Consider the following 601-nt stretch of genomic DNA (forward strand, 5'->3'; position numbering starts at 1 on the left):
CCGGACGACCCGACCGACGAGGAGTTCGTCACCGAGGTGATGGACCTCTGTATCGGCTGTAAGGGCTGTGCGAACGACTGTCCGAGCGAGGTCGACCTCGCGAAGCTCAAAGCCGAGGTGACTCACGCCTACCACGAGGAACACGGCTCCTCGCTGCGCTCGAAGATGTTCGCCAACTTCGACGTCCTCGCCAAACTCGGGAGCACGTTCGCGCCCGTCTCGAACTGGGCATCGAAGGTGCCCGGCGCGCGCGCCGTGATGGAACAGACGATCGGCATCGCGAGCGATCGCACGCTCCCCACGTTCGAGCGCGAGACGGTCCAGAAGTGGTTCAAAAAGCGCGGGGGGTCACGGGTCGCCGCCGACGAGGCCGACCGCCACGTCCTCTTGATCCCGGACACGTACACGCACTACAGCCACCCCGACGTCGGGAAGGCGGCCGTGGAAGTGCTCGAAGCCGCGGGCGTCCACGTCGAGGTCGCAGACGTCACCGACGTGGGGCGGCCGGCGTTCTCGAAGGGCTTCCTCGACATCGCCCGCGAGACGGCCGCTGAGACGGTCGAAACGCTCGTCCCGCGGATCGAGAACGGCTGGGACGTCA

At 66.9% G+C, this 601-nt stretch carries 1 pseudogene; it reads left to right on the forward strand.

Annotation, left to right across the window (positions count from 1 at the left end):
* Nucleotides 1-601 (forward strand): annotated as a pseudogene (locus tag DEQ92_RS21480) (FAD-binding oxidoreductase); the annotation flags it as partial.

Origin of the sequence: Haloferax sp. Atlit-6N (genome assembly GCF_003383195.1) — an archaeon.
Classification (GTDB): domain Archaea; phylum Halobacteriota; class Halobacteria; order Halobacteriales; family Haloferacaceae; genus Haloferax; species Haloferax gibbonsii.